We start from the raw sequence: 21,856 nt of genomic DNA, 5'->3' as shown, positions 1-21,856 counted from the left end.
ATCATTGCCCATCGCGGCACCTTCTGGCGAGCCTGGCTCCAACAGGTTCGCCGTCATCCGCTTGTGGTCCGATTAAGTACTTTGCGTCTGCTCGCATCGTCCGTCGAGTTTGAATAAGGCGTCTGTAGCGGTACGTCGCTCTATCGCCAGCGGCAACGATCGTGTCATTGCAAACCGTAGATCGTTTATCGGATTGAATGAGCCTGAATAAGGAATTGCTGGTGAAACATCTCGCTGGTTCAATATCGCAATCGTGGCGGCTTTCTCTGCCTGCCGGTTTTATGCCTCTTCGCGCAAGTTACCTCGCTGCCACGATGATCACGCGTTCGCGCCGCCGCGCAACGTGGGAGCATGCACGATGAGCGTCTTCCAGATTGCCGGCGCGCTGTTGGCCATCGTCGCGCTGTTCGGCGTCCTCAACTATCGGTTCATCAGGTTACCCGACACCCTCGGCATCACCGCAGTCGGGCTCGTCGTCTGCGTCGGCATTTCGGCGCTCGGCTTCTACTATCCGGCGATGGCGATCGCCGCGCGCAAGATCGTCGTGCAGATCGATTTCGCCGACATCGTGTTTCACGGTCTGCTAAGCCTGCTGCTGTTCGCCGGCGCACTGCACGTCGATCTGTCGAAGATGCGCACGCAGCGGCGCGCAGTGCTGATGCTCGCGACGATCGGCGTATTGATTTCGATCGCGGTGGTCGGCTTCGGCTTTTACTACGCGGCGCAATGGCTCGGCCAGCCGGTCAGCCTGCTGTGGTGTCTCGCGTTTGGCGCGCTGATCTCGCCGACCGATCCGATCGCGGTGCTCAGCGTGCTCAAGCGGGCGGCGGCGCCCGAGAGCCTCGAAACCAAGATCACCGGCGAATCGCTGTTCAACGACGGCACGGCCGTGGTCGCGTTCGTCACGCTAGTCGGACTCGCGACCGGCGCGAACGAGTTTTCCGCGGGCGCGATCGCGTTCGATCTGCTGCGCGAAGTCGCCGGCGCGCTCGTGCTCGGCGCGGCGCTCGGCTTCGGCGCGTCGCTGCTGCTGCGAGGCATCGACAGCTATCCAGTCGAGATCCTGATCACGCTCGCGCTCGCGACCGGCGGCTATAGTCTCGCCGAAGCACTGCACGTGTCGGCGCCTCTGGCGGTCGTGATCATGGGGCTCGTGATCGGCAATCACGGCGCGTCGACATCGATGTCGGAGAAGACGCGCGAGCATCTGTTCAACTTCTGGGACCTGCTCGACGAGTTGCTCAATCTCGTGCTGTTCGGGCTGATCGGACTCGAAATCATTGCGCTGTCGCTGCGCTTCGAGATCGTCTGGCTCGGGCTCGCGGCGATTCCGGTCGTGCTGTTCGCGCGCGGCGTCAGCGTCGCAATTCCGCTGCTCGCACTGCAGAAGTTCCGGCGACTCAGTCCGCATTCGGCTGTCGTGCTGACGTGGGGCGGACTGCGCGGCGGCATCTCGATTGCGCTCGCGCTGTCGCTGCCCGAGTTTCACGGACGCGAAATGTTCATCGGCGTCACGTATCTGGTCGTCGTGTTCAGCCTGCTGATTCAAGCGACGACCTTGGGTCCGCTGATCCGCCGGCTCAATTTCTCGGGAGCTCACGTAACCCGGCGGGCCGCGCCCGACTCATCGCCTGCACAAAACGCGCGCTAATCGTAAAGTGGATACCTACGCGGATCTACACCGCGAGATTGGTGGGAAAATCCCAAACATAGTCCGAGACCGGCGCGAGCAGTTCGCGCGCCGATTTCAACGTTGGGTTGGAGCGCCCGATTTAAGCGTCTTCTGAGCAGTGCCCGCCGTGATTCCGACTCGCGGCGGCCCACCACGAGGCAGGACCGATGGCGAGCGAATCGCCGCGGTCTTCCCTCCGGCCACGGTTCGCGCCGCGGCCCTGGCTCGGGCTTGAACGAGTCCGCCGCCAGTTTCTGGCTTACTTTCCGCCAGTTTCCGGACCGTCGCGCCTGCCGCGGCGCCGGGCATTTGGCCGTCAATGCCGGTTCTCCCACATACCTGGCAGGCGCGGTTTGTCATCCTGTCGATTCAGGCGTTGGAAGGAGTTCGCCATGTCGGTCTATGTCGATGAGGGGTTTCGGCCCTGTGTGACGGAATGCGCGACGGTCGCGTTCCGGGTGTGCTGCGACGATCGCGCACAGGTTTTTGAAGTCAGCGCCGACGCGCTGGTCGAGTTCTGCGGCGCCGAGAGCCGTCGCAAGGAGGACCTGCTGGTCGCGTTCGAGGATGCGCAGGACGAGATCCTCTCGGTCGCCGCGCAGCGCTGGCAGTACACGCCGAGCGAGCCGGTGCGGCTCGGTCTGGACGATTTCAAATTGGTCAGACATTAGGCGTGCGAGAAACGCCCTTCATGAGCTGGATCGCTGCCCTGCCGATGTACAACGTGACGCCCGCGCTCGACCTCGAATGGCGCGAGTGGCTCGACGACGTGCTGCACCGGGTCAAGCCCGCGTGCCGCATCGTCGAACCGGACGAGGAATTGCACGGCTTCTGGCGGCGCCCGAACCTGCTGATCTCGCAGACCTGCGGTTATCCGCTGATGCACGGGCTTCACGCGCAGGTGCAATTGGTCGCGACACCCTGCTTCGATGCGCCGGGCTGCGACGGCGCGCATTACTCGAGCGTACTGGTCACGCGCGCCGACGCGCGCTTCGACTCACTCGCCTCGTGCCGCGGCGCGCGCGCCGCCTACAACCAGGACGATTCGAACAGCGGCATGAACGCGTTTCGCCACGCGGTCGCGCCGCTCGCTCGCGCCGGCATGTTCTTCGGCTCCGTGCTGCGTACGGGCTCGCATCTTGGCTCGCTGCGCGCGGTCGCGGACAATCGCGCGGACGTCGCCGCGATCGACTGCGTGACCTTCGCCTTCGTTGGCGATCTGCTGCCCGAACTGGCGCGGCGCGTGCGCGCGATCGGCACGACCGCCGCGTCGCCGGGCTTGCCGCTGATCGCCGCGGCCAATGTGCCGCCGGCCACGATCGCCGAGCTGCGCGACGCATTGAACGAGACGCTGAGCATCCGCCCCGAGCGAGCGAAACGCCTGCGTTTGAGAGGTTTTTCGGCGCTGCCGCTGACCGACTACGCGCGCATCGGCGAGCTCGAAAGCGAGGCGCGCGCCGCGGGGTACGCGCGGCTCGCCTGATTCACGCCGTCCTCATCTTCCACTCGGCGCGCTCATCCACCCGCCTGCTGCACGTCCAGCACCAGCAGCTGCGCGCCGTCGGTGACCTGATCACCGACCGCATACAGCACCTCGGCGACGGTGCCGGCCGCCGGCGCGCCGATCGTATGCTCCATCTTCATCGCTTCCATCACGATCAGCGGCGCGCCCTTCTCGACCACCGCGCCCGGTTCGACCAGCACCGCGATCACCCTGCCCGGCATCGGCGCGGTCAGACGGCCTTCGCCGTGCTCGGCATCCGCGGCATGCGCGAGCAGGTTCTGCCATTCGAATGCGAGCGTCTCGCCGTGGCAGAACACGTGGAACCTGTCGCCGTCGACAAATACGCGCCCCGTCACGCGCGCATCGCCGATCGTCGCGCGGAATTCGTGGGCGCCCGCGCCGACCGACCAGCTGAAGTCCTCACGCACGCCGTCGTGTTCGAGTGTTTGCACGAGCGCTTGCGGGTCCCCGTTGCGCGCGAAAACGACCGTGAACGACTCGTGGCTGTCGTCGTTGGCGCGGTCGTCGATCACGCGCCAGCCGAGCGTTTGCGTGTACCCGCTATTGAGCCGCCAGTGCGACAGCGCGTCCCACGGCGACGCGCCGTGCGCGGTGCCGCCCTCGCGCGTCAGCAACGCGGCGCACGCGAGCGCGAGCGCTTCCTTGAGCGGCTTCTGTGCCGGCGCGAATAGTGCATCGTGATGACGCTCGATCAAACCGGTGTCGAGGTCACCGCTCGCGAACGGCTCGCTCGCGACGATGCGCCGCAGAAACTCGACGTTCGTATGCGGCCCGACGACCTCGCAAGCATGCAGCGCGCGTGCGAGCCGCGCCAACGCCTCCTCGCGCGTCGCACCGTGAACGATCAGCTTCGCGATCATCGGATCGTAGAACGGCGTGATCGTGTCGCCCTCGCGCACGCCGCTGTCGATGCGCACCGGCGCCTTGCGTCCCGGCTCGCCGAGTCCGGCCGCGCCTAAGCCGGCCGCATCGATCGCGAACTCGACGCCTTCGGGCATGCGCAGATGCTTGAGCATGCCAGTGGACGGCAGAAAGCCGCGCGCAGGATGCTCGGCGTAGATGCGCGCCTCGATCGCGTGGCCGTCGAGCTTCAACTGCTGCTGCGTGAGCGGCAGTGCCTCGCCCGCGGCAACGCGCAGTTGCCATTCGACGAGGTCCTGCCCGGTCACCATCTCGGTGACCGGATGCTCGACTTGCAGCCGCGTGTTCATCTCCATGAAATAGAACTCGCCGGTCGGCGTCATGATGAACTCGACCGTACCCGCGCCGACGTAATTGACCGCGCGCGCGGCGGCCACGGCCGCTTCGCCCATCGCGCGTTTGACCTCGGCCGACAGCCCCGGCGCCGGCGCTTCCTCGAGCACTTTCTGATGACGCCGCTGCACCGAGCAGTCGCGGTCGAACAGATAGACGGCGCCGCCGTGCCGATCGGCGAACACCTGGACTTCGACGTGCCGCGGCCTGGTCAGATACTTCTCGATCAGCACGCGATCGTTGCCGAAACTGCTCGCCGCCTCGCGCTTGCACGACAGCAGCGCGGCCGCGAAGTCGGCGCTGCGCTCGACCACGCGCATGCCCTTGCCGCCGCCGCCCGCGCTCGCTTTCAGCAGCACCGGGTAACCGATCGCGTCGGCCTCGCGCTGCAACAACTGCGGCTGCTGGTCATCGCCGTGATAGCCAGGCACGAGCGGCACCGCGGCCGCGTGCATCAGCGCTTTCGCGGCGGCCTTCGAGCCCATCGCGGCGATCGCTTCGACCGGCGGTCCGATAAAGACGATGCCGGCTGCCTCGCACGCGTGCGCGAAGTCTTCGTTTTCGGAAAGAAAGCCGTAGCCAGGGTGTATGGCCTGCGCGCCGGTCGCGCGCGCGGCTTCGATGATGCGTTCGATGCGCAGATAGCTTTGCGCCGCCGTCGAACCGCCAATGTGCACCGCTTCGTCGCAGGCGGCGACGTGTTTCGCGTTGGCATCGGCGTCCGAATAGACGGCCACGCTCGCGATGCCGAGCCGCTTGCAGGTCGCCGCGACGCGGCACGCAATCTCACCCCGGTTGGCGATCAGGATCTTGTTGAACATGAGTGTCTCGATGAAATAGGCGGTACGGGGCGGTTGTTGTTAGCGGGGCCTGTCAGTTGCGCCAGCCCGGCGTGCGCTTTTCGAGGAATGACGCGACGCCCTCGCGGCCTTCGGCGCCGGCTCGCGTCTTCGCAATCCGCACTGCCGTGTCTTCGATCAGCGCGTCGCTCAATTCGCGACCTGCGATGTCCTGCACGAGCCGCTTGCAGGCGCGCACCGCTTGCGGGCCGTTCGCGCACAGCGTCTGCGCGAGCTGCGCGACCGTTGCGTCGAGCTGCTCGGCATTGGAGACGGCTTCGCTGACGAGACCCAGCCGCAACGCGGTCGCGCAGTCGAACGCTTCGGCGGTGACGAAGTAGCGCCGCGACGCCTGCTCGCCGAGCGCGCGAATCACATACGGCGCGATCGTCGCGGGAATCAGCCCGAGCCGCGCTTCGGACAGGCAGAAGTGCGCGCTGTCCACCGCGACGACGATGTCGCATGCGGCTATCAGGCCCATGCCGCCCGCATACGCGTCGCCATTCACGCGCGCGATCACCGGCTTGTTGCAGCGATATACCGCCGACAGCATGCCCGCGAGACGCATCGCATCGGCGCGGTTCTCGTCGTCCGAGTAGCCGGACATTTTCTTCATCCAGTTCAGGTCGGCGCCCGCGCAGAACGCCTTGCCGTTCGCGGCGAGCACGACCGCGCGCACGTCGTCGCGGGTGTCGAGCGCGGTAAATGCGGCGGTCAGCTCGGCGATCATCGTTTCGTTGAACGCGTTGCGCACGTCCGGACGATTGAGCGTGACCGTCGCGATCTGGCCGGCAACCTCGACCTTCAGCGTTTCGTATTGCATGCGTAGCACTCCTTTGGCTGGCTTTCTCGCAGCGCGGCGCCGCGCGCCATCACATTCTGAACACGCCGAAGCGCGTGTCTTCGATCGGCGCATTCATCGCCGCCGACAGGCCGAGGCCGAGCACGTCGCGGGTCTGCGCCGGGTCGATCACGCCGTCGTCCCACAGCCGCGCGCTCGCATAGTACGGATGGCCCTGATGCTCGTATTGCTCGCGGATCGGCTGCTTGAACGCCTCTTCTTCCTCCGCGCTCCAACTGCCGCCCTTCGCTTCGATGCCGTCGCGCTTGACCGTGGCGAGCACCGACGCCGCCTGCTCGCCGCCCATAACCGAAATGCGGGCGTTCGGCCACATCCACAGAAAGCGCGGCGAATACGCGCGGCCGCACATGCCATAGTTGCCCGCGCCGAAGGAGCCGCCGATGATCACCGTGAACTTCGGCACCTTAGCGGTCGCGACGGCCGTCACCATCTTCGCGCCGTTTCGCGCGATCCCTTCGTTTTCGTACTTGCGGCCGACCATGAAGCCGGTGATGTTCTGCAGGAACACGAGCGGAATCTTGCGCTGGCAGCACAGCTCGATGAAGTGCGTGCCCTTTAGCGCCGACTCCGAAAACAGAATGCCGTTGTTCGCGACGATGCCGACCGGATGCCCCCAGATATGCGCGAAGCCCGTCACGAGCGTCGTGCCGTAGCGCGCCTTGAATTCGTCGAACGCGGAATCGTCGACGATGCGCGCGATCACCTCGCGGATATCGAACGGCTTGCGCGTGTCGACCGGAATCACGCCGTAGATGCTGTGCGTGTCGTAGCGCGGCGGTTTCGGCTCCTGCAACGCGAGCGGCGTCGGCTTCACACGATTCAGATTGCCGACGATGCTGCGCGCGATCCCGAGCGCATGCGCATCGTTCTGCGCGAGATGATCGACGACGCCCGACAGACGCGTATGCACGTCGCCGCCGCCGAGATCTTCGGCGCTGACCACTTCGCCGGTCGCGGCTTTGACGAGCGGCGGTCCGCCGAGAAAGATCGTCCCCTGGTTCTTTACGATGATCGACTCGTCGCTCATCGCCGGCACATACGCGCCGCCCGCGGTGCAAGAGCCCATCACGACCGCGATCTGCGGAATGCCCGCCGCCGACAGATTCGCCTGGTTGTAGAAGATGCGGCCGAAGTGATCGCGATCGGGAAACACGTCGTCCTGATTCGGCAGATTCGCGCCGCCCGAGTCGACGAGGTACACGCACGGCAAGCGGTTCTCGCTGGCGATTTCCTGCGCGCGCACGTGCTTCTTGACCGTGACCGGATAGTAGGTGCCGCCCTTCACGGTCGCGTCGTTGCAGACGATCATGCACTCCTGCCCCGCGATGCGGCCGATGCCGGTGATCACGCCCGCGCCCGGCGCGTCGTCGTTGTACATGCCGTACGCGGCCAGTTGCGACAGTTCGAGAAACGGCGTGCCCGGATCGAGCAGGTATGCGATCCGGTCGCGCGGCAGCAGCTTGCCGCGGCCAGTGTGCTTGTCGCGCGCGGCCTGGCCGCCGCCCTGCGCGAGCTGCTCGATCTTCGCGCGCAGATCGGCGACCAGCGCTTCGAGCGCCGCCGCGTTCGCACGGAAGTCGTCCGAGCGGGGATTCAGTTTTGATTCGATGATCGGCATGACGTGGCTTCTCCAGAGGGCCGTTCGTTTTGCATCACAGCGTTTCGGCGAACAGCTCCCGGCCGATCAGCATGCGACGGATCTCGCTGGTGCCCGCGCCGATTTCATAGAGTTTCGCATCGCGCCACAGGCGCCCGACCGGATACTCGTTGATATAACCATTGCCGCCGAGAATCTGGATCGCCTCGCCGGCCATCCACGTGGCTTTCTCCGCCGTGTACAGGATCACGCCCGCGCAGTCCTTGCGGACCTGGCGCACGTGGTCGTTACCGAGCGTGTCGAGTTGGCGGCCCACCGCGTATAGATACGCACGGCATGCCTGCAAGGTCGTGTACAGATCGGCGACCTTGCCCTGGATCAGCTGGAACTCGCCGATCGACTGGCCGAACTGCTTGCGGTCGTGGATATACGGCACCACCGCGTCCATTACCGCGACCATGATGCCGGTCGGGCCGCCCGCGAGCACCGCGCGTTCGTAGTCGAGACCGCTCATCAGCACCTTCACGCCGCCATTGAGCTGGCCGAGGATGTTTTCCTCCGGCACTTCGACGTCCTGGAACACCAGCTCGCCGGTGTGCGAGCCGCGCATGCCGAGCTTGTCGAGCTTCTGCGCGACCGAGAAACCCTTCATGCCCTTCTCGACGATGAACGCGGTAATGCCGCGCGAATTCGCTTCGGGATCGGTCTTCGCATAGACGACCAGCGTGTCGCAGTCGGGGCCGTTGGTGATCCACATCTTGGTGCCGTTCAGCACGTAGCGATCACCCTTCTTCTCGGCGCGCAGCTTCATGCTGACCACGTCCGAGCCTGCGTTCGGCTCGCTCATCGCGAGCGCGCCGACGTGCTCGCCCGATACGAGCTTCGGCAGATACTTGCGCTTCTGCGCTTCGGTGCCGTTGCGATGAATCTGGTTCACGCACAGGTTCGAATGCGCGCCGTACGACAGGCCGACCGAGGCCGACGCACGCGAGATTTCCTCCATCGCGACCATGTGCGCGGTGTAGCCCATGTTCGCGCCGCCGTACTCTTCGGACACCGTCATGCCGAGCACGCCGAGATCGCCGAACTTGCGCCACAAGTCCATCGGAAACTGATCGGTGCGATCGATTTCTCCGGCGCGCGGCGCGATTTCTTTGGCGGCGAACGACGCAATGCTGTCGCGCAGCATTTCGATCTCTTCGCCGAGCGGGAACTGCAAACCGGGCAGATTGGGCATTGCGGTGTCTCCTGAGTTCGTGGGCGGCCGGTGGCGGAACGCGAAGCGGCACGCGAGAGCATGTCATCGCGCATTTCACGCCAGATTGACGTAAGCGTCAATAGGTATTTTTGAGTGTTACTCAGAAAATTCGCAAAGCCGCTCCAGACACCCGATTCGGTGATAGCATCGCGGTCATCGGGCAAATGCGAGGCGCTCAAACGCCAGTTTTACCCCCCAACCTGCTTCAAAATCTGAATCCGACTCATATGACGGTTGCCGAGAAGACTGGATTACCTGTCTCGCGTCGCCAGCCGGCCGGGCGCAAGTCGCAGCAGCGCGTGAAGGAGATCCTTCAGGCGGGGCGCGACGTGTTTTCCGAAAAGGGCTACGAGCGCGCGACGACCGCGGAAATCGCGCAGCGCCTCGGCATTTCCGAGGCGACGGTGTTCAGCTACTTTCGCGGCAAACGCGAGTTGTGCGCCCGGGTCATCGGCGATTGGTACGACGAGATCATCGACGCGATCGAAGCGGGCCTGCCGCGCGACGGCGACGTGCGGCAGCAGTTCGCGTTCATCGTGCGCATGCATCTGCGGCTGATGCTCGTGAACGGCACCGACCTGTGCGCACTCGTGCTGTCCGAAGGTCGTGCGCGGCATCACGAACTGAGCGAAGCGCTGACCGAGTTGCAGCGCCGCTACACCGCGCCGTTGATGCGCGTGCTCGCGCAAGGCCAGCAAAGCGGCGAAATCCGCGCCGACGTGCCGCTGCGCCTGCTGCGCTCGATGGTGTTCGGTCCGATGGAACACGTGCTGTGGGACGCGACACTCGCGAACCGGCAGATCGATATCGAGGCCACCGCCGATCAGCTGATCGACGTACTATGGGCCGCGCTGACGCCCCCCGATCTTGCGCTTAGTGCATTGCAGCGTTTTCGCGTGGAAGTGGCGGCGGCGAGCCGGCGCTTTGACGAAGCCAGCGCCGCACGCCGCGAAAAAAGCGGCTAATCTACGAGCTTTCCCGCCGCAGCCCGAAGGAGAGCCCAAGTGCCCGCAGCGAAAAGCGCGAAGGAAAGCAGCAAGCAAAGCGAGAAGTCCGGCGAAGAACTCGGCGACAAGCGGAAAGCCACAAAGAAAGCGCCAACGAAAAAATCAACCGAAGCGCCGTCAAAGTCCGCGGCCGCCGCGCGCATTCGCATTGGCATCGGCGGCTGGACGTACGCGCCGTGGCGCGGCCCGTTTTATCCGGAAGACCTCACGCAAAGCCGCGAACTCGAATATGCGAGCCGGCATCTGACCTCGATCGAAATCAACGGCACGTTCTATGGTTTGCAGAAACCGGCCAGCTACGAAAAGTGGTTTCAGGAAACCCCCGACGATTTCGTCTTCTCTCTGAAGGCGCCGCGTTACGCGACCAATCGCAAGGTGTTGGCCGATGCCGGCGACACGATCGAGCGCTTCTTCGCCAGCGGCGTGCTGTTGCTCAAACAGAAGCTCGGACCGATCAACTGGCAGTTCGCGCCGACAAAGAAATTCGACGCCGACGATTTCGAGTCCTTTCTGAAGCTGCTGCCCGCGAGCATCGAAGGACAGAAGCTGCGGCATGCGGTCGAGGTTCGTCACGATTCGTTCAGGACACCGGAGTTCATCGCGCTGGCGCGCAAGTACAAGGTCGCGGTCGTGCTCGCGGCCGACAGCGAGTATCCGCAGATCGCCGACATCACCGCGCCGTTCGTCTACGCGCGCATCATGGGCACGAGCGAGAAGCAAGCCAAAGGTTATTCGACGAAAGAGCTCGACGCATGGGCCGAACGCGTGCGCCAACTCGCCGCGGGCACCACGCCGGACGATCTGGAAACCTGCGCCGAGCCGCCCGCGAAAGCAGCGAAGCGCGACGTCTATCTGTATGTGATCAGCGGCTTCAAGGAGCGCAATCCGGCCGCCGCGATGGCGTTGATCAAGAAGCTCTGAATCCGCCTGCCGCCGGGCCGGCACGAGTGTCATAATCGCGCCAGCGCATCCGTGCGCGGTCACGGCGGCGTCGTGTCAAGCCCGACGCAACGCCTTGCGCCGAACCTCGCCCGAGGCACGCAGCCAGCCGGCCCGCACGGTCCACGTCAAACCCACGCAGCGCCCGCGCACGTCGCGGCGGCGCTCGCATAGTCAGGCGGCAAGACCGCCTCATCAACCGATTGCGGAGAACATCTTGAGCGCCCTCGACAATCCCCTGCACGATCAGGAAGTCGGTTCGGCCGACGCCACCCAGGACACCACGCGCATCGACGACGTGCGCATCGGCGCGGTCCGTCCGCTGATTTCGCCGGCGCTGCTGCAGGACGAACTGCCGGTGCCGCCCGCGGTGCAGACGCTGGTCGAGAAGACACGGGTCGAAATCGCCGACATTCTGCACGGCCGCGACGACCGGCTCGTGATGATCGTCGGCCCCTGTTCGATTCACGACCACGACCAGGCGATCGAATACGCGCGCAAGCTGAAGGCCGCCGCCGATCACTATCGCGACGATCTGCTGATCGTGATGCGCGTGTACTTCGAGAAGCCGCGCACGACGGTGGGCTGGAAAGGCTATATCAACGATCCGCGTCTGGACGGCAGCTTCCGCATCAACGAAGGGCTGCGTCGCGCGCGGCAGTTGCTGCTCGACATCAACGGTCTGGGTCTCGCCACCGCGACCGAATTCCTCGATCTGCTGAGCCCGCAATACATCGCCGATCTGATCGCGTGGGGTGCGATCGGCGCGCGTACGACCGAGAGCCAGAGTCATCGTCAGCTCGCGTCGGGACTGAGCTGCCCGATCGGTTTCAAGAACGGCACCGACGGCGGCGTGCAGATCGCCGCCGACGCGATCGTCGCGGCGCGTGCGAGCCACGCGTTCATGGGCATGACGAAAATGGGCATGGCCGCGATCTTCGAAACGCGCGGCAACGACGACGCGCACGTGATCCTGCGCGGCGGCAAGAAAGGACCGAACTACGACAGCGCGTCGGTGCAGGCGACCTGTGAAGCGCTGCGTTCAGCGGGTCTGCGCGAGCAGGTGATGATCGACTGCTCGCATGCGAATTCGAACAAGTCGCATCTGCGGCAAATCGAGGTCGCGGACGATATCGCGCGGCAACTGTCGGCGCGCGAAGGCCGCATCATCGGTGTGATGCTCGAAAGTCATCTGGAAGAAGGCCGTCAGGATCTGAAGGCCGGTGTGCCGTTGCGCTACGGCGTGTCGATCACGGATGCCTGCGTGAGCTGGGCGCAGACCGAGCCGGTGCTCGCCACGCTCGCCGAGGCAACCCGCAAGCGCCGCGCCGGCTGACAGCGCAACACACGGACCGCGCGAGCGCGGTTCGGCGACGGCTCCACTCGCGACCCGCTCGGGGCCGATCGAGGACGAGAACGCCTGGCCAAGGAGCCAGGCACACGCGCCGCGCCAGTTGCCAGGGCAAACCGCCTGGCTGGGTTGGGCAGCGCGAGAACCTCACGCCTATCGCATCATTCACGCGTGCGCCTCACAGGAAGCTGCAAAGCGCACCGCGAATGCTCCGGCGTGAAGCTCGTTGCTTACGACGCGTTGACGGCTTCCTTGAACGCCTTGCCCGCGGTGAACTTCACCGTCTTGGCCGCGGCGATCTGGATTTCTTCGCCCGTCGACGGATTGCGGCCCACTCGTGCTGCGCGCGCGCCGGTCGAGAACGAACCGAAACCGACCAGTTGCACCGTATCGCCGCCCACCACGGCCTTGGTCACTGCCTCGACGATCGCGTCGATGGTCTGGCCGGTTGCCGCTTTGCTTTCGCCCGTCGCTGCGGCGACTGCATCAATCAGTTCCTGTTTGTTCATAGCACTTCCCGTATGGTAATCATGGAACCGGCGCCACTCTGAGGCGCCGGGACCGACACACTAACGCATAGGCGCACCTTCGCGCAAACCCTTGGTGTAAGGCTTGTATCAAGGCCGGAGCGCCGGTTTGACGTTTTTCCGTCGCAAACTGCCATAAGAATCGCGGGCTTATGTGCGCGCGCCATCTCATGAGCGTTTGCCGCGCATCACAATCCGTTGCAATTTCAGTACTTTAGGTCGCGTTATCCGAGCCCGCGCGGCCTTCCCGAAGACGATAGCCCTTTTCGTGAAGCGCGGGCGCGCTATTTGCGAAACACATCACAAGAAAACTTTCTGCAAGACATAAAAAAGTGAGAATTCGCCACTTTGCAACATGCGCGCTGCTCTGCGCGTTGTCATCGGTGGCTGCGGCGGCCAGCGACAACCCGTGCGCGACCCTCGTCGGCGCAACCAATTCCAGTGCCGCGCAGGGCTTTTCGCTACGCAACGGTGAACCGGTCGACTTCGTCGGCGGCGGAACAACGGTGCACGGCAAGCTGCTCGTGTTCAGCGACGGCGACGTGTTTCGCGCGTACTGGCAGCCGGACGACAGCCCGGAAAAATACGTGCTCGCGAATGCGGGCGCCGACGCGGTCCGGCTCGTCTCGTCAGCGCCGCGAGGCGCCCCTGCGCCAGCCGGCCAGCCCGGCACTGCGATGCAGCCGCAGCGGGTGCTGTCGTGCCCCAACTTCGAGCATGCGCGATAGCCAGCTTTCGTCGAGAGTCCCGCCATCGGCATGCGGCACAAACGTCTGCTTGCACCGCCGCCAGGTACTACTTACCGCACGCCGATTCGCAAGCATGCCGTCGGGTTCACGGACCCTTGGCTGCAATGCTATTTACCTCCCGGAACGCTCAAGTTAATCAGCTTTGCGCCGATATAAACAGCTGCGTTTAGCGCGCAAACGTTAAAAGGACGGTGATGGTTTGGCTCGCAAGATTGAAGAAGGTACTGTCGGTCGCGGATGGTGACCGTGCGCTGATGCGTGCACGGTTGCATGCGTTCAGCCGCCAGGTACCGCTTCTCTACTTCATCCTGCTCGTCAACACGGCGGCGGTCGCGGCGACGCATCTGGACAGCGCGCCGGCCTGGCTGTCGATGTATATGCCCGGCGCGCTCGCCGCGCTGTGTGTGCTTCGCTGCGTGCGCTGGTGGCGCAAACGCAACCGGACGATGACGGACGCCCAGGTGGTCCGCGAATTGCGCGGCGTGACGTGGATCGTCGGCCTGTTCGGCGTCGCGTTCAGCGGCTGGTCGCTGCTGTTGTTCCCGTACGGCGGTGCGTATCAGCAGGCGCAGGTCGCGTTCTACATGGCGACGACGCTGGTCGGCAGCATGTTCTGCCTGATCCACCTGCGCAAGGCCGCGCTTCTGCTGCTTTGCATCGTCCTCCTGAGTTTCTCCGGATTCCTCGTGTCCAGCGGCTCGCCGGTGTTCTTCGCGATGGCCGTCGACATGACGCTGGTCGGCGTCGCGCTCGCGGTGGTCATCCAGCTTTACTGCCGCACGTTTGCGGACGCCGTGCAAGCGCAACGCGAACTACAGGCAAGCCATCAAAACACCCAACGGCTCAGCGACGACAACTACCGGCTCGCCAACATCGACAGCCTGACCGGCCTGCCGAACCGGCGCAGCTATTTCGCGGCGCTGAGCGCAATACTCGAGCAGGCGCTCGAAACCGGCGGCGGCTTCAACGTCGGGCTCATCGATCTGGACGGCTTCAAGCAGGTCAACGACATATATGGTCACGCGAGCGGCGATCTCGTGCTGCAGGAAGTCGGCACGCGGCTCGTGTCGATCAGCGAGACAGGCCTGATGTTCGCGCGTCTGGGCGGCGACGAATTCGGCGTGCTCGTACGTCACAAGATGTCGAACGAAGCGCTGGTTCAGTTGGGGCAGCGGATCTGCGACGCGCTCAGTCGGCCTTACCAGGTCGCCGACAATGTCGCGGAGCTGTCGGGCACGATCGGCTGGGCCGCGTTTCCCGACGCGGGCTCGACGGTCGCGCAAGTGTTCGAACGCGCCGACGCCGCCCTCTATGTCGGCAAGGAAAACCGCCGCGGCATGCCGGTGATTTTCTCGACCGAACACGAAACGCAGATGCGGCGGCTAAGCCTCGTCACCCAGGAGTTGCGCCACGCGGATCTCGAAGCGGAACTGTTCCTCGAATTCCAGCCGATCTACGATCTGCTCACCCACCGCCCGATCGGTCTCGAAGCGCTCGGGCGATGGCACAACGCGCGGCTCGGCATGGTCAGGCCGGAGGAATTCATTCGGATCGCAGAGCGTACCGAGCTGATTCTCGGCATCACCGATGTGCTGCTGCGCCAGGCGCTCGCCGAAGTCGCACACTGGCCCGCCGATCTGTATCTGTCGTTCAACCTGTCCGCGATCGATATCTCGACGTCGGCACGCGCCCGCCGCCTGATCGACATCGTCGCCGCAAGCGGTGTGTCGCCACATCGCGTGACGTTCGAAATCACCGAAACCGCGTTGACGCGCGATTTCGAGCAGGCGCGCAGTGCGATGACAATGCTGAAGCAGGCCGGCTGCCGGATGTCGCTCGACGATTTCGGCACCGGCTATTCGAGCCTCAGCTACGTGCACCGCTTGCCATTCGACGCGATCAAGATCGATCGCAGCTTCGTCTCCGACGTCGATACCAACAGCGCGTCGAAGAAGATCATCAAATCCGTGATCGACCTGTGCCGCAACCTCGGACTCGAATGCGTGGTGGAAGGACTCGAAACGCCATTGCAGGCCCAGGTCGTGAAGGCGCTCGGCGCGCGCGCGGTGCAAGGCTATCTGTTCAGCCTGCCGATGCGGGCAAGCGCGGTCGGCACGTTCCTATGGACCGCGCTCGCGCAAAGCCATGCGGCGGAGACGCATTCGTAGCGCTCGATCGCTTTGCGGCCGTGCCGCTCAGTACGCCAGCTTCGGATACCAGTCGGTGCCGCGGCCGCCGGGGGTCATGTCGAGGATCGTCCATAGCGGCATCAGATCGGGCGCGCCGCGCGGGTCCTGCCCGGGGTCCGACGTCGATGGCCCCATCTCCTCGGCCCAGAAGTGCCGCACGACACCGCCCGTGCACGTGAATACGTTGAGCGCCGGAACGTCGTCGCCGGCGGGATCTTCGGCTGCGTAATCGCGATTGAACGTATTGCCGCCCGACGAATAGAGCCGCAGATGCCGCCAGCCACGCTCCTGCTTGAACGCGACGAGCCTGTCGATCGGCGAGCGGCCGATCACCACGAACGCGACGCGCTGCAGGATATCGGGCATTTCGCCGTCCCACGCACTCAGCAGCGACGTGCACATCGGGCACGGCCGCGCGCGTTGCGGTCCGAACATCCAGTTGTAGGTCACCAGTGTGTCGTGCGCGCCGAACATCTGCGCTAGCGTGACCGGGCCGGCTTCGCCGTCGAAGCGGTAATCCTGCGGCACGATGCCGCCCGCCGGCAGCGCGCGGCGCTGCGCGGCGACGCGCTCGATCTGGCGGCGCAGCTCGATCTCCTCGGCGAGCAACGCGTTGCGCGCGCGTCGATATTCGGCGCTCTCGCCGGGAAAGCGTTCAGGCAGGTCGGCCAGTTCGCGGGCCGGTTTTAGCGTATGCATCGATGTGTTTGCGTCGTTCATCAGCCATCTCCTTGTGAGAAGTCGTGCGAAAAACGGACGGAAGACGGGCGGCTGCCTGTGCTTTGCCGCCCTTCCTACAAGCGACGACGGATGAGACCGCGAAAAATCGACACGGCCGCCGATGATTTTTAAGCGGCAGCCTTTTTGCAGCCGCTTTTGCCGACGGTTCGACAACACACTCGCGAGGCGCCACCGCAAGGTATGCTTGCGCCAAACAGCACGCCCATTACACCCCGCCAACACCACGCGGCACGCGCGCCACGCACGACGCGGCCGCCTTGGGGAACGCACATGCCGCTTCGTCTGCCACCCCTGCCCGCGCTCCGTTTTTTCGAAGCGGCCGGCAGGCATCAAAGTTTCAAGCTCGCCGCCGCCGAGCTGAACGTCACGCCGAGCGCGATCAGTCATGGCATCGTCGGGCTCGAGGAAGCGCTCGGCGTCGAGCTGTTCGTGCGCGAGCCGCGCGGCATCTCGCTGACGGCGGTTGGCGCGGATTATCTGTCGTACGTCTCCGAGGCGTTTTCGCTGATCGCGATCGGCACGCAGCGTCTGCCCAATCACCGCGCGGATCGGTCGATCACGCTCAGCTGCGCGCCGACCTTCGCGTCGCGTTGGCTGCTGCCGCGCCTCGCGGGTTTTCGCGCGCGCTGGCCGAATATCAACGTGAGCGTGGATACATCGCGTCGCCAGGTCGGTTTCCCGGTCGACGGCTTCGATTTCGCGATCCGCATGAGCCGCGCGCCGGTCGCCGGCACCGCATGGACGCGCCTGTTCGGCGAGCGTTTCGTGCCGGTGTGCAGCCCCGCCTATGTGGCGACGCTGCGCGACGAGCACGGCGTCCCGAGCCTGCGACGCGCGACGCTGATTCATGTGAACGCCGCGAGTGAAGACTGGCAGGCGTGGCTCGATGCAACCGGCACCGGCGGCATCGATATGGACTCCGGCTTGCACGTCGACACGATCCAGCTCGCCTTCGAAGCGGCCAGCATGGGCCTCGGCGTCGCGCTCGGCCGCAAGCCGCTGGTCGATGGCGATCTGGCGAGCGGCGCGCTGCTCGAGGCTTGCGCGCCCACCATCGCATCCGCCACCGCCTACTGGCTGGTCAGCGCGGAGAATGCGGACAGCGCGATCCGGCGGCCCGAGCTCGCCGATTTCAGGCGCTGGCTAGTGGACGAGGCGGCGGCTTTCCACGCGCAAACCGACGCGGCCGCGGACGGCGACCTGGCGGCGCACAGGTGAGCCGCGCTCACCTGTCGTCGAAATCTTTTCCTTTGCCGGCCACGCGGCGGGCTGCGACGATGGTGGCCAAGGAGAAGCCGCCATGTCGACCACCCACACCGGGCAACCCACCCCCGCCGTCGCTCCGGCGACGACCGTCACTACCACGATCGTGATCGTCGCCGCGGCACTGATCCTGAGCGCCGCGATGGGCATTCGCCAGACTTTCGGCCTGTTCATCGGCCCGTTCTCGTTCGACCGCGGTCTGCCGGTCACGTTGATCGCCTTCGCGATCGCGCTGCACAACCTCGTGTGGGGCTTCGCGCAGCCGTTCGCGGGCGCGGCTGCGGATCGCTATGGCTCAGCGCCGGTCGTCGCGTTCGGCGCTTCTACGTTCGCGGCCGGCCTCGCGCTGTCTGCGGTCGCGCCGAGCGGTGCACTGCTAGTGATCGGCATGGGGCTGCTGGTCGGCATCGGCGTCAGCTGCACGACCTTCGGCGTGGTGTTGCCGGCGGTCGGCCGCATGGCGTCGCCGGAGAATCGCAGCGTCGCGATGGGCCTCGTCAGCGCCGGCGGCTCCGCCGGACAGGTGCTGATGGTGCCGCTCGTGCAAGGCATCCGGCTGCACGCGGGCATCGCGACCTCGCTGTTCGTGCTCGCGTTCGTGATGCTGCTGATCGCGCCGCTCGGCATCGTGCTCGACCGTCGCGCGCGGATGCATGCGGCGGGCCAGGCCCGGTTCGACGATGCGCCCGCGACTCCGCTGCGCGAAGTTCTGTCACAAGCGACGCGCCATCGCGGCTACCGCCTGCTGACGCTCGGCTTCTTCACCTGCGGCTTCCAGCTCGCGTTCATCGCGACGCATCTGCCCGCGTATCTGACGCTGTGTCATATGCCGATCGGGCTGGGCGCCACCGCGCTTGCGCTGATCGGCCTGTTCAATATGGCGGGCAGTTGGGCATGCGGCTGGCTCGGCGGCCGGTTCCGCCAGCATCATGTGCTCGGCTGGCTTTATCTGATTCGCAGCGCGACGATCGCCACGTTCTTCGCGCTGCCGAAAAGCGCGGTGTCCGTGGTGATTTTCGCGGCCGTGATGGGCCTGACGTGGCTCGGTACCGTACCGCTGACGAGCGGCCTCGTCGCCAAGGTGTTCGGCACGCGTCACCTCGGCAGCCTGTTCGGCGTGTGCTTTCTGAGCCATCAGATCGGCTCGTTTCTCGGCGCGTGGCTCGGTGGCCTCGTGTTCGATCTGACGGGTTCGTACTCGCTGATCTGGGTAGCGACGGTCGCGGCGGGACTGCTCGCGGCGCTGCTGCATTTCCCGATCGACGACACGGCGGTGACGACGCCCGCGCGGCATGCGCCGCGTCCCGCGCAGGCGTGATGCGCAATGCCGGTAGAGACGCTGAAGCTATGCCAGTCGCGGCTATTTCTTCGGCGCATCCGCGGCGGCTTTCGGCACGCGCCCCATCAGATAGAACTCGTCGTTCGGACGCATCGAGATCACGTTCGCCATCCGGTTCGATAGGCCGAAAAACGCGGTGATTGCCGCGATGTCCCAGATGTCTTCATCGGTGAAGCCGTGACCGCGCAGCGTCTCGAAGTCTTCTTCCTCGACCGTGCCGGACGCGCGGCACACCTTCAGCGCGAAATCGAGCATCGCCTTCTGCCGCTCGGTGATGTCGGCCTTACGATGATTGACCGCAAGCTGATCGGCGAGCAGCGGCGCTTTCTCGTAGATGCGCAGAATCGCGCCGTGCGCGATCACGCAGTAAAGACAATCGTTGACCGCGCTCGTCGCGACCACGATCATCTCGCGCTCGCCCTTGGTGAGACCGCCCTCTTTCAGCATCAACGCATCGTGATAAGCGAAGAACGCGCGAAATTCATCGGGCCGATGCGCGAGCGTCAGAAACACGTTCGGCACGAAACCGGCTTTGTCCTGCACTTCGAGAATGCGGGCGCTGATGTCTTCGGGCCACTCGCTGGGCTCGGGGACCGGGTAGCGGCTGATGGGCTGAAGCGTGGCCATGCGCTGTCTCCGTGATCTTGGTCGGGGGTATGCCGATCATTGTAGCAACGCGTTTTGGCGGTCGCCCGCGCTTCACAAGGTCCGATATTGCCGCCCGTATCGTCTAGACTTTCAGTTCGGCATGCATGAAGCCGCCCGGCACGGCGGCGACGAAAGGAGCGACCATGTCAAACGTCAGGCACGACGCGCGGGCCCCTGTGATCAAGGTGCGCCCGGAACGGGAAATGGCGACGATGCAGCGGTTGCCCTATTTCGTCGGCATTTCGGCGGGCACCGCGGGTGCCACCGGACTGTCGATGTATATGGTCGTGGTCCCGCCCGGCGGCCATGCGCAGCCGCACTATCACGCCGACTACGAAACCGCGATCTATATGCTCGAAGGCAAGATCGAGACGCGCTATGGCCCGGGCCTGCGCGAGTCGGTCATCACCGAGCCGGGCGACTTCCTGTTCATTCCGCCCGGCGTGCCGCATCAGCCGTTCAATCTCGATGCGAACGCCGCGGCGCGCGCGATCGTCGCGCGCAATCACGCGGACGAGCATGAGCGCGTGGTGCCCTATGATCCCTCCGAGGATGCGTAAGGCGACAGGCCGCTTTTTGGACCGCCTCGCCTGAAGCGAGGCAAATCCCGCTGCTCAGTCCGCGTTGATCCACTTGCCGCGCGGCGCATGCACGCGGCATGGCGCGGTGCGCCATGCGCATTCGTCGCTCGCGCGCCACTTTGTCGGCGCACTTTCATAACGCCGACTCGCCACCTGTGCTTAAATCCGTCTTTCGCATCGCCAGAGGCTCGTATCGGCCTCGGCGCAGACCATTCTTTTCCCTTTCTTTGCCTTAATCAGGAGCGCGGTTGTGTGGCATTTCCCGGTCGCTATTCCACCGTCTGCTGGCGTGTGGGCCGTCTTCATGAGCGTGCTCGTCACGCAGCTCGGCATGCCGATTCCGGCCGCGCCGATGCTGATTCTCGCGGGAACGATGGCCGCGGTGGGCGAAGTCTCGTACGTCAACATGATCTGCGCGGCGGTCGGTGCGACGCTGATCGCCGACTCGCTGTGGTTTTTCACCGGACGCGCGTATGGCCGCCGTCTGCTCAATTACCTCGTGCGCTTCTCGCTGTCGCTGGACACCACGGTGCGCGTCGCGCGCAATACCTATGAGCGCTATGGCGCGCCGATTCTGACGGTCGCGAAGTTCCTGCCCGGTCTCGGCCTGATTTCCGCGCCGCTGCTCGGCACGACCGCGATCGGCGTCGGCGTGTTCTTGTTGTGGGACATGGTCGGTGCGACGCTGTGGGCGAGCGTGTGGATCATCGGCGGGGCCGCTTTGCACGATGAGATCGTCCAATTGATGCTGTTCGTGCGCCGCAACGGCGGCACGATCTTCGATACGTTCGCGGTGATCTTCGCGGCGGTTCTGCTGTATCGCTGGCTGCGCCGTTTGCAGTTTCGCCGCTGGCTCGCGCATGCACGCATTTCGCCTGATCAGCTCGACGCGATGATGAAGTCGAACGAACCGCCGCTGATTCTCGACGCGCGCCCGCACACCGTGCGCGAAAAGGAATCGCATCGCATTGCAGGCGCACGGCCGCTCGATCTGGAATCGCCCGATCCGATTCATCCGGAGTATCTGAAGCGGCCGATCGTCGTCTATTGCGTGTGTCCGAACGAAGCGACCGCGAAGCGCATCGTCAGGCAATTGCATCGCAAGAACATTCATCATGTGCGCGCCCTTAAGGGCGGACTCGACGCATGGGAAAAGCGCGGCTATCCAGTCGAACCACTGCCACCCGACTTCAATACGGCGATGGCGCACATGCTCGAAGACAAGGGCAACGAAGGCGAATACACGGTGCGCGCCCGTCTCGCGGAGTGAACGAATAGCAGACCAAGCACACGGCATCACGCTTGATGCCGTTCTGCCAAAAAACAAAAATAAATTGACGGCATTTTTAGCTCGTATATCCTAGCTATTGGGAGATCGCGTGAACGGCACTGCGAATTAAGCCTTTACCGTTCAGTACCGTTTCTTCTCGATCGACCCGCGTCCTGTTTCTTCACTATCCGCTGTGGATTCGAAACAGGCCGTTCAAAACCCTCAACTATGCCAGTCGAGTGTCA

Annotated in this window: 19 protein-coding genes; 12 read left to right on the top strand and 7 right to left on the bottom strand. The window is 64.8% G+C overall.

Annotated elements, in window-relative coordinates; all coding sequences use genetic code 11:
• Positions 1-358 precede the first annotated feature (358 nt).
• From QFZ91_RS41800 to QFZ91_RS41790, 3 genes are all read left to right on the top strand, one after another.
• Positions 359-1,651 (top strand): cation:proton antiporter, encoded by a 1,293-nt coding sequence (locus QFZ91_RS41800; protein WP_429570892.1) that lies wholly within the window; start codon positions 359-361, stop codon positions 1,649-1,651.
• Between the two features lie 413 nt (positions 1,652-2,064).
• Complete coding sequence (locus tag QFZ91_RS41795; RefSeq protein WP_018434317.1) at positions 2,065-2,343, top strand: DUF1488 family protein; 279 nt, start codon at positions 2,065-2,067, stop codon at positions 2,341-2,343.
• 20 nt (positions 2,344-2,363) lie between these two features.
• Entirely contained in the window at positions 2,364-3,155 is a 792-nt protein-coding gene (locus tag QFZ91_RS41790) for a phosphate/phosphite/phosphonate ABC transporter substrate-binding protein (RefSeq protein ID WP_429570891.1), read from the top strand.
• A 32-nt stretch (positions 3,156-3,187) separates the two neighbouring features.
• On the opposite strand, the gene QFZ91_RS41785 is transcribed toward QFZ91_RS41790, so the two are convergent.
• Genes QFZ91_RS41785 through QFZ91_RS41770 form a run of 4 tightly spaced genes read right to left on the bottom strand, consistent with a single transcriptional unit; the run spans position 3,188 to position 8,986 of the window.
• Positions 3,188-5,272 (bottom strand): acetyl/propionyl/methylcrotonyl-CoA carboxylase subunit alpha, encoded by a 2,085-nt coding sequence (locus tag QFZ91_RS41785; RefSeq protein ID WP_429570890.1) that lies wholly within the window; start codon positions 5,270-5,272, stop codon positions 3,188-3,190.
• Positions 5,273-5,324: 52 nt separating this feature from the next.
• Entirely contained in the window at positions 5,325-6,113 is a 789-nt protein-coding gene (locus QFZ91_RS41780) for an enoyl-CoA hydratase/isomerase family protein (protein WP_429570889.1), read from the bottom strand.
• A 49-nt stretch (positions 6,114-6,162) separates the two neighbouring features.
• A complete protein-coding gene (locus QFZ91_RS41775) occupies positions 6,163-7,770 on the bottom strand; it encodes a carboxyl transferase domain-containing protein (RefSeq protein WP_176379420.1) in 1,608 nt (535 codons plus the stop codon).
• A 34-nt stretch (positions 7,771-7,804) separates the two neighbouring features.
• Positions 7,805-8,986, bottom strand: coding sequence for an isovaleryl-CoA dehydrogenase (locus tag QFZ91_RS41770; protein WP_176365915.1), 1,182 nt, complete (start codon positions 8,984-8,986; stop codon positions 7,805-7,807).
• A gap of 248 nt (positions 8,987-9,234) precedes the next feature.
• Between QFZ91_RS41770 and QFZ91_RS41765 the strand changes: the two genes are divergently transcribed.
• From QFZ91_RS41765 to QFZ91_RS41755, 3 genes are all read left to right on the top strand, one after another.
• Positions 9,235-9,972: a TetR/AcrR family transcriptional regulator gene (locus tag QFZ91_RS41765; RefSeq protein WP_429570888.1), complete on the top strand. Its 738-nt coding sequence runs from the start codon at positions 9,235-9,237 to the stop codon at positions 9,970-9,972.
• Between the two features lie 39 nt (positions 9,973-10,011).
• On the top strand, positions 10,012-10,935 hold the full coding sequence (locus QFZ91_RS41760) for a DUF72 domain-containing protein (protein ID WP_429570887.1): 924 nt from the start codon (positions 10,012-10,014) through the stop codon (positions 10,933-10,935).
• A gap of 235 nt (positions 10,936-11,170) precedes the next feature.
• On the top strand, positions 11,171-12,289 hold the full coding sequence (locus QFZ91_RS41755; protein ID WP_281374985.1) for a 3-deoxy-7-phosphoheptulonate synthase: 1,119 nt from the start codon (positions 11,171-11,173) through the stop codon (positions 12,287-12,289).
• A 245-nt stretch (positions 12,290-12,534) separates the two neighbouring features.
• Here the strand turns inward: QFZ91_RS41755 and QFZ91_RS41750 are convergent, their stop codons facing one another.
• On the bottom strand, positions 12,535-12,813 hold the full coding sequence (locus tag QFZ91_RS41750; RefSeq protein ID WP_167039836.1) for an HU family DNA-binding protein: 279 nt from the start codon (positions 12,811-12,813) through the stop codon (positions 12,535-12,537).
• Positions 12,814-13,163: 350 nt separating this feature from the next.
• Here QFZ91_RS41750 and QFZ91_RS41745 point away from each other — a divergent pair, with 350 nt between their 5' ends.
• Positions 13,164-13,559, top strand: coding sequence for a hypothetical protein (locus tag QFZ91_RS41745; protein ID WP_429570886.1), 396 nt, complete (start codon positions 13,164-13,166; stop codon positions 13,557-13,559).
• Between the two features lie 215 nt (positions 13,560-13,774).
• Complete coding sequence (locus QFZ91_RS41740; RefSeq protein WP_429570885.1) at positions 13,775-15,748, top strand: putative bifunctional diguanylate cyclase/phosphodiesterase; 1,974 nt, start codon at positions 13,775-13,777, stop codon at positions 15,746-15,748.
• 27 nt (positions 15,749-15,775) lie between these two features.
• Here the strand turns inward: QFZ91_RS41740 and QFZ91_RS41735 are convergent, their stop codons facing one another.
• Positions 15,776-16,489, bottom strand: coding sequence for a DUF899 family protein (locus QFZ91_RS41735; protein WP_429570884.1), 714 nt, complete (start codon positions 16,487-16,489; stop codon positions 15,776-15,778).
• A 291-nt stretch (positions 16,490-16,780) separates the two neighbouring features.
• Here QFZ91_RS41735 and QFZ91_RS41730 point away from each other — a divergent pair, with 291 nt between their 5' ends.
• Together QFZ91_RS41730 and QFZ91_RS41725 are read left to right on the top strand one after the other, a co-directional pair.
• On the top strand, positions 16,781-17,728 hold the full coding sequence (locus tag QFZ91_RS41730; protein ID WP_429570883.1) for a LysR substrate-binding domain-containing protein: 948 nt from the start codon (positions 16,781-16,783) through the stop codon (positions 17,726-17,728).
• 82 nt (positions 17,729-17,810) lie between these two features.
• Positions 17,811-19,091: an MFS transporter gene (locus QFZ91_RS41725; protein ID WP_429570882.1), complete on the top strand. Its 1,281-nt coding sequence runs from the start codon at positions 17,811-17,813 to the stop codon at positions 19,089-19,091.
• 42 nt (positions 19,092-19,133) lie between these two features.
• Here QFZ91_RS41725 and QFZ91_RS41720 read toward each other — a convergent pair whose 3' ends face one another.
• The gene (locus QFZ91_RS41720; RefSeq protein ID WP_429570881.1) at positions 19,134-19,739 is read right to left on the bottom strand and encodes a peroxidase-related enzyme; all 606 of its coding nucleotides are present in this window, start codon (positions 19,737-19,739) and stop codon (positions 19,134-19,136) included.
• 164 nt (positions 19,740-19,903) lie between these two features.
• Here QFZ91_RS41720 and QFZ91_RS41715 point away from each other — a divergent pair, with 164 nt between their 5' ends.
• Both QFZ91_RS41715 and QFZ91_RS41710 read left to right on the top strand, forming a co-directional pair.
• On the top strand, positions 19,904-20,320 hold the full coding sequence (locus QFZ91_RS41715) for a cupin domain-containing protein (RefSeq protein ID WP_176106472.1): 417 nt from the start codon (positions 19,904-19,906) through the stop codon (positions 20,318-20,320).
• Positions 20,321-20,591: 271 nt separating this feature from the next.
• Entirely contained in the window at positions 20,592-21,611 is a 1,020-nt protein-coding gene (locus tag QFZ91_RS41710) for a rhodanese-like domain-containing protein (RefSeq protein WP_429570880.1), read from the top strand.
• Positions 21,612-21,856: the final 245 nt, after the last annotated feature.

This window comes from Paraburkholderia sp. JPY419 (assembly GCF_050435705.1).
GTDB lineage: Bacteria > Pseudomonadota > Gammaproteobacteria > Burkholderiales > Burkholderiaceae > Paraburkholderia > Paraburkholderia youngii.
Note: the sequence above shows the minus strand (reverse complement) of the source record. Positions and strands in the feature narration are given on the sequence as shown.